General features: G+C 60.7%; 6 protein-coding genes. 3 read left to right on the forward strand and 3 right to left on the reverse strand.

The features are described from left to right. The 3 genes from J3489_RS36395 to J3489_RS36405 all read left to right on the forward strand — a co-directional run. Positions 1–329: dienelactone hydrolase family protein (locus J3489_RS36395; protein WP_207005644.1), on the forward strand; the 329-nt coding region annotated here is incomplete at its 5' end. Positions 330–423: 94 nt separating this feature from the next. Beyond that, the gene (locus J3489_RS36400; RefSeq protein WP_242540590.1) at positions 424–1,347 is read left to right on the forward strand and encodes a hypothetical protein; all 924 of its coding nucleotides are present in this window, start codon (positions 424–426) and stop codon (positions 1,345–1,347) included. Between the two features lie 29 nt (positions 1,348–1,376). After that, the gene (locus J3489_RS36405) at positions 1,377–2,285 is read left to right on the forward strand and encodes a CopD family protein (protein ID WP_207005645.1); all 909 of its coding nucleotides are present in this window, start codon (positions 1,377–1,379) and stop codon (positions 2,283–2,285) included. A gap of 167 nt (positions 2,286–2,452) precedes the next feature. Here J3489_RS36405 and J3489_RS36410 read toward each other — a convergent pair whose 3' ends face one another. From J3489_RS36410 to J3489_RS36420, 3 genes are all read right to left on the reverse strand, one after another. After that, the gene (locus J3489_RS36410) at positions 2,453–3,115 is read right to left on the reverse strand and encodes a hypothetical protein (protein WP_207005646.1); all 663 of its coding nucleotides are present in this window, start codon (positions 3,113–3,115) and stop codon (positions 2,453–2,455) included. A gap of 581 nt (positions 3,116–3,696) precedes the next feature. Then, positions 3,697–4,662: a LysR family transcriptional regulator gene (locus J3489_RS36415; RefSeq protein WP_207005647.1), complete on the reverse strand. Its 966-nt coding sequence runs from the start codon at positions 4,660–4,662 to the stop codon at positions 3,697–3,699. Positions 4,663–4,799: 137 nt separating this feature from the next. Further along, entirely contained in the window at positions 4,800–6,146 is a 1,347-nt protein-coding gene (locus tag J3489_RS36420; protein ID WP_207005648.1) for an MFS transporter, read from the reverse strand. Between the last annotated feature and the right edge of the window lie 250 nt (positions 6,147–6,396).

Below are 6,396 nucleotides of genomic sequence, written 5' to 3' on the forward strand. Positions count from 1 at the left end.
TTCCCGATCTCGATGCCGGTGTGGCCTGGTACGGCCTCCCGCCGCTCGAGTACCTCGATCCTGCCAAGATCAAGGCGCCGATTCAGGCGCACTGGGCGACGCAGGACGCTTTCTTCGCCCTGGAGCACGTTGAGGAGCTCGAAGCAAAGCTGAAGACGGGTGGTGTCGACGTGGAGTTTCATCGGTATCTGGCCCACCATGCGTTTGCCAACGAGACGGCCGTCGGACCGGACCGCATCACGAGGACGCAGTTCGATCCCGTCTGGGCGCAACTCGCGTGGGATCGAACGCTGACGTTCTTCGGACGCACGTTGTGGCGGCGTTCGTAACATAGCCTGAAGATCCCCAGCGCCGCGCATCTTGCATAAGAGGTGTCGCCACGTCGGTGCGTGGCGACACCGGAGACAACAGGGGAAAACAATCATGCGTAACGCTTTGAGGCACAACGCGGCGTCATCGCGCGCCGCATTCATCACGGCTGCCACCCTCACCGCCGGGCTGGGTTACCTGCCCGCCGCTTCGGCTCACGCCGTCGTCGGCGATCGGGTGTTTCCGGTCACCTTGACGGTTGACGATCCCGGGGTCGGCGATGAAGCCAATGTTCAGTTCGGGCACATCGCAAGCCCGGACAGCAACGGCGACAACATGAATGTCAACACCGTCTCGTACGAGTACGACAAGCTCATCACCCGGAATTTGCAGTTCAGCGTCGCCAGCCAGTACGTCAACCAGAATGCGCCAAGCGGTTCGGCCAAGGGCTGGGATAACCTCACGGTGGGGGCCAAATACTTGGTCTACACAAATGCGCGGCATGAATTCATGGCTTCGGTGGGATTGATGGCGCAGATTGGCGGGACAGGCGCCAAACCGATTGCGAACTCATTCTCGACGTTTACGCCGACCGTCTATTTCGGCAAGGGCTTCGGCGATTTGCCCGCCTCTTTCGGGCTGCTGCGGCCGTTCGCCATCACCGGCCAGGTCGGCCCCAACATCACGACGGCGTCCTCGGACACTGGGCCCAACTCGCTCGGCTGGGCATTCACGCTGCAGTACAGCATCCCGTATCTGCAAAACCAGGTGAAAGATCTGGGGCTGCCAGAGCCGTTCAACAGTTTGATTCCGGTTGTCGAATTCCCAATGAGCACCTGCACGGCCGGTGCGTGCGCGGGTCAAACGACCGGCTATGTCAACCCCGGTCTCATCTGGCTCAACCGTTACGGCCAACTCGGCATCGAAGCGCAGATTCCAGTCAACCGGGCAACGGGCACGCATGTAGGCGTGCTTTTGCAGGCGCACGTGTATTTCGACGACATCTTCCCCAACTCTATGGGCAAGCCCCTTTTCTAATCAGGATGCACTTTTTCGATGAATTGTCGATGGAACCGCTCGTCGTCGCACAAATAGGCGCCGCTTCCATCCAGGACATCCTATTTGCGACGGCAGCGGGTCTGTGGGCGAACGGTGTGCTGCTGCAACGCAATCACGTCGTCATGCCGGGGTGGGTGCTCAGGTGGCAGCGCATCGCCTTCGGCCTGCTTGCAGTGACCGCGATTGGATATTTATGGTTGCAAGCAGCGGTGATGGGCAGGGTATCCGCGGCCGAGGCCGGTCCGCTGATCGCCCCGGTTCTTGCCGAGTCGCACTTTGGCATCGCCTGGATGCTCGGGTTCGCGGGCACGATTTTGGCGGTGCTCGGCAGCGTGCTTGGAAAGCGTTTCGGGGTAGTCGTGGCACTAGGTGCGGTCGTCTACGCTGCAGGAAAGGCAGCCGCGAGTCACGCTGCCGATTCAGGGGACTTTACGCTGCGCGAGGCGGTTCACGTTGTGCATCTGTGTGCAACAGCGATGTGGGCAGGCAGCGTGATGATTGCGGCAGTCGTTTTGGGGCGATCCGCGTTGCGGCAAAACTCGGCGTGGCAATACTGCGTGGAGTTCTGTACCCGGCTCTCGCATTTCGCGACTGCCTCACTGGCGCTAGTGCTTCTCACGGGCGTCTATAACGCCGCTGAGGATACGGCGCAAGTGACCGCACCGCTGGTTTCGATTCCTTATGGACACGTTCTTGGAATCAAACTGGTCCTTGTGACCGCCGCGGTCATTGCTGCAGGCTGGAACCGAACGGTGTACCTACCGAGCATGCGCAGTCACCAACCGGATGACGAACATGTGCCGTACGCGGCGATCCGCGGCTTCTCTTCTCTATTGGCGGTCGAAGCGGTGTTGTTGCTCGTCGTGCTCATCGTCGCGTCGATCCTAGGGCATATGTCTCCATCGACAGCCGGATAGCCCAAGCAGCTCGGCCGCATCTAATCAATTTGACGGCTCACTCACGGTATTACCTATTGGCGCCGCGTACAGTAGACGGTCGCCGGGCATATTTCTATAACCGTTCGCGCCGAGCCATCATGCGCCGGCGCGATCCCCGCTCGCTGCCATCGCAGACCTGCTGTTTCCTATTTCATCGGGACCTCCTCGATCCTGTCACCGGCCTTTGCAATGGGAATGAGCCACCATGGCGTCCCTACATCTGCGGGACCGAAGACCCTTTTAAAGGGCTGGTCATTGGAGAAATGTTGACTGACGTCCCGGAGCGCGTCTTTGTCTGAATCGGGAAGTACGATCATGATGTGTGGGCCGATATAGACCCATTTCTTGACCTGGCTGGGGTCTTTATCCGAAGTTATGTGCTCTCCTCCCTGCTCCCTTGCCTCGCCGTCGAGCATGAAGGACAGTCCTGCGCGATCGATGTCCGGCTTCTTCCCAGCGAGGGTCGCCGTGAGCCACTTCATGGTGGTCTCATCTACGCACATCGGGTCGTGCTGAGGCCTTCCGGGCATGTCGGGCAAGCATGTCCAACCGTTGGTGCCCTTGCGAAGCACTCTGGTATGAGACATTCCATCCATCATATTCGTGGGCCAATCAATCACGGTTGCGTGCTCCGCGATGGTGGTAGGGCCCCCGCTCAATGCATTTCGAATTTTCCATTCGTCAGAATGCGCTGACGTGGTGAACGTGCCTGGCGGCAAGGGCGCTGTAGCAGTCGACAGATCTTCGGCAGAAGCTATCGATGAAATCGCCACAAGGCTGGCAGCTAGATACAGAATGCTTTTGGTCATTATGATCTCCGTCGTCCTCTCATGTGAGTTTCCTTGCGACGTCAGCGGTGCTTAGTTTGTGAGTTTCCCTTGCGACGTCAGCAGTGCTCACTTTCGCGCATCTCGCAGCCTGTCATTCGCCTGTTTCAGCCGCGCGTTCGCCTCCATCGGCCATGAACGGCTCCGGAAATATCGGAAACTTTATGGAAGGCACCGATCCGGGCGTCTGGGAGGGAAGGCCACCACGCATGTACTGGTCGACCAGGGCGCCCACATCGGCGTCGTGCACGGATTCGACCGCAAGGACTGCTTGCGATAAAGCCCGATTCCAGTGTTACCTGGATCCACTTGAGACAGCGGACCGTACGCAACCGGCCGAAGTCGAAGCGAAGACGAAACGTCTAGTTGGGAGCCGGTTGTCGGCGTCTGATTGGTCGCGCCGAAGATCTGAATTGAGCTGTTGATTGGCTCACGCATTCGGTTGACGAGTCGTCTAAGCGGCAGCGTTCTCGCAGGACGGCCGGGGCGTAAGCGTGCCGAACGGTCCGCAGCACGACGTCGTCCTTCTTGTCGCGATCAGTGCGACGCGGGTCGCCATGGTTTCAACGCGCCTCGATCAGGGGTTGCGCGGCGGTCGGGCGTGACGTGTCCGCGCGTTGTCTGAGGCTTTCCGCGGCCTGCCGGGCAAAAGACGCGGAAATGGATTGCGCCAGCGCCTCGGCGGCGTGCGTCAGGTTGCCCAAGTGCTGCGGAAAAACTAGCCACAGATCAAGCGACAGCGCGAAGTCGCCGACATCCACCACGCTTAGCTGATTGCGCCAGGCGCTCGCATGTAGCGAATCAAGCGGCATGAGGCCCAGACCGAGGCCGGCTGCAACGAGCTGTAACTGCGTACTCGCTGAGTAGGTATCGACGCTCAGCCGCAATTGCCCGCCGGCGCCGCCCATTGCACGCTCGAGGGCCGCTCGCAGACCGCATCCGTCGGGATTGAGTATCCAGTCGTGGTCCGCGAGCGACCTGATCGTTGCCTGGCGTTTAACGAGCGGTTTCTCCGCGCTTTGCACGACCTTCAGATCGAACGTACCGATCGGACGGGCGATCAACTCGCCCGACAGCGATGAGCGGGGCGGGAGCATCAACACCGCAACGTCCAGCGAGCCGTTTTCCACCATGCGCTGTAGCTGCGTACCCTGCTCGGTACGCGACCTCACCACGAGCGCAGGGAATTGCTTTTTCATGGCCATCACCGCATCGAACAGCACAACGTCCGCCACTACTTGCGACAAGCCGAGGCGCATCGTCCCCGACGGCGCCGCGTCCTCGCGCGCAAGATCGAGCAAATGTCCGAGCGCTCGCAACAGCGGTACCGCGTGTTCGTAGACCCTGTTTGCGAGAGCGGTCGGTCGCGGGGGTTTTGTGTTGCGGTCGAAAAGCTCGACGCCCAGCAGCTCTTCAAACCGCTGGATGCGCTTGGATATCGTGGATTGCGACACGGACAGTGCGTCGGCCGCGCGGGTCAGCGACGCCTCATTGATCACCGTGACGAACGATTTCAGGTCATCGATCATAATGACGGCTACAGTACACGGTAAGCGCGCAGAAATCCACGTCTGGCACTCTGTGATCTGCCCGGGCAGGCTATTGATCGCTCCCCCTGAATGGGTAACGAAAGATCATCGCCGGCTAGAATGTCCCTATCGTGCGCTCAATCGGTCGCCCTCGCCGATGCGCAGCTGGCTGCCCGCATCGGCGACGACGACGAACGTCCAGCCAAGCCGCCGCGCGCATCCGTAACTCCCGCGATGGGCGGCTCGGAACGGACGAAGAAGGCGACCGCGAGCGCCCCCGCCAGCGCGACGGCGCCGCTCAGCAAGAACGCGCTCTGGAACAGCTTCGTCCATTGGACGATGAACCCGGTGATTGCCGGCGCGAGAATGCCGGCGATATTCGAAACGAAGTGGACGAACCCACCGACGCTGCCCATCCGCGCCGGCTCGACGATATCGTTAATAATCCCCCAGTAGACACTTAGCGTCATATTCGCGAAGAACACCGTGATCGCCATTAGCGCGACGGCCACGTTTACGCTGTCCGAGTGCCCAGCGATCGCGATGCAAACAGCTGAGATCAGCAGGCTGACCACGATCACCAGCTTCCTGCTGAGCAGCGCGTTGCCGGTGATGCGAAACAACACATCGGAAACCAACCCACCGAGCGCGACGCCGACCACGCCAAAAGCCCACGGAATGACGCTGACGACGCTCATCGACGCGATGCTTAGGTGTCGCTCCATCGTCAGATAGCTCGGGAACCACGACAGGAAGAAGTAGACGATGTACGCATAGCCGAAGAACGCGAACGACGTCGCGAGGATCTGCGGGTTCCGGAGGTAGGTGCCAAGCGGCGCGACTGGCTCCCCGGACGTCGCCGCGCCCGCGTGCTGCAAGTCGCCACGCGCCGCAATTTCCGGGTTGCGGCTCTCGATGTCTCGCTCGCCGGGACGGTCGGTCACCGTTGCAGCCCACACCGAGACCCACAGGAGACCCATCAGCGCGATCACGATGAACGACACGCGCCAGCCGAAATGCAACGCTAGCACGCCGACGATCGGTCCCGCGATCGCGCCGCCGAACTGCTGGCCGGCAGTTGCGAAGCCGACTGCGGTCGTCTGCTTGCCGTGCTCGAACCACCCGTTGAGCATCTTGTTCGTGCAACTCAAATACGGCCCTTCGCCGGCGCCGAAAACCACACGCACGACGAGCAGCGAAGCCATGCTGAACGCGCCCGCCGTGAGCGCGGAGAAAACCGACCACAGGCTCATGCTCGCAACGAGCACCCGCTTGGCGCCAAAACGGTCGGACGCGTAGCCGCCCACGAGGGAAAAGAGCGAGTAGCCGACGAAGAACGCGCTGAACACGATGCCGAGTTTGGCGGGATCGAGGTGGAGATCCCTCGTGATCAACGGTGCCGCGATCGGTAGAGCCGCGCGGTCCATGTAACTGATGGCCCCTGCCAGAAACAGCATGAGGACGATGAACCAGGACTTCTTCATAGTGTCTCCATTGATATATGGACATCCCTCAGCCGAGCGCGGTCTGGTCTTCCCGACGGTTCGAGAAGAATTCCCTCATTAGCGGCCTGAACTCATCGATCGCTTAAGCCCGCCGGTACGTCACCGGCACCGCACGCCGCCAGACTCTGAATTTGTTCTCCGTGGCGTCCTTGACGCCGCCAAACGCCTGCTTGAGACGGATAATCGCCACGGTAATATCGGCGATGAACCGGTTGTACATGTACAACAG

Origin of the sequence: Trinickia mobilis, from assembly GCF_017315705.1 — a bacterium.
Taxonomy (GTDB): Bacteria; Pseudomonadota; Gammaproteobacteria; order Burkholderiales; family Burkholderiaceae; genus Trinickia_A; species Trinickia_A mobilis.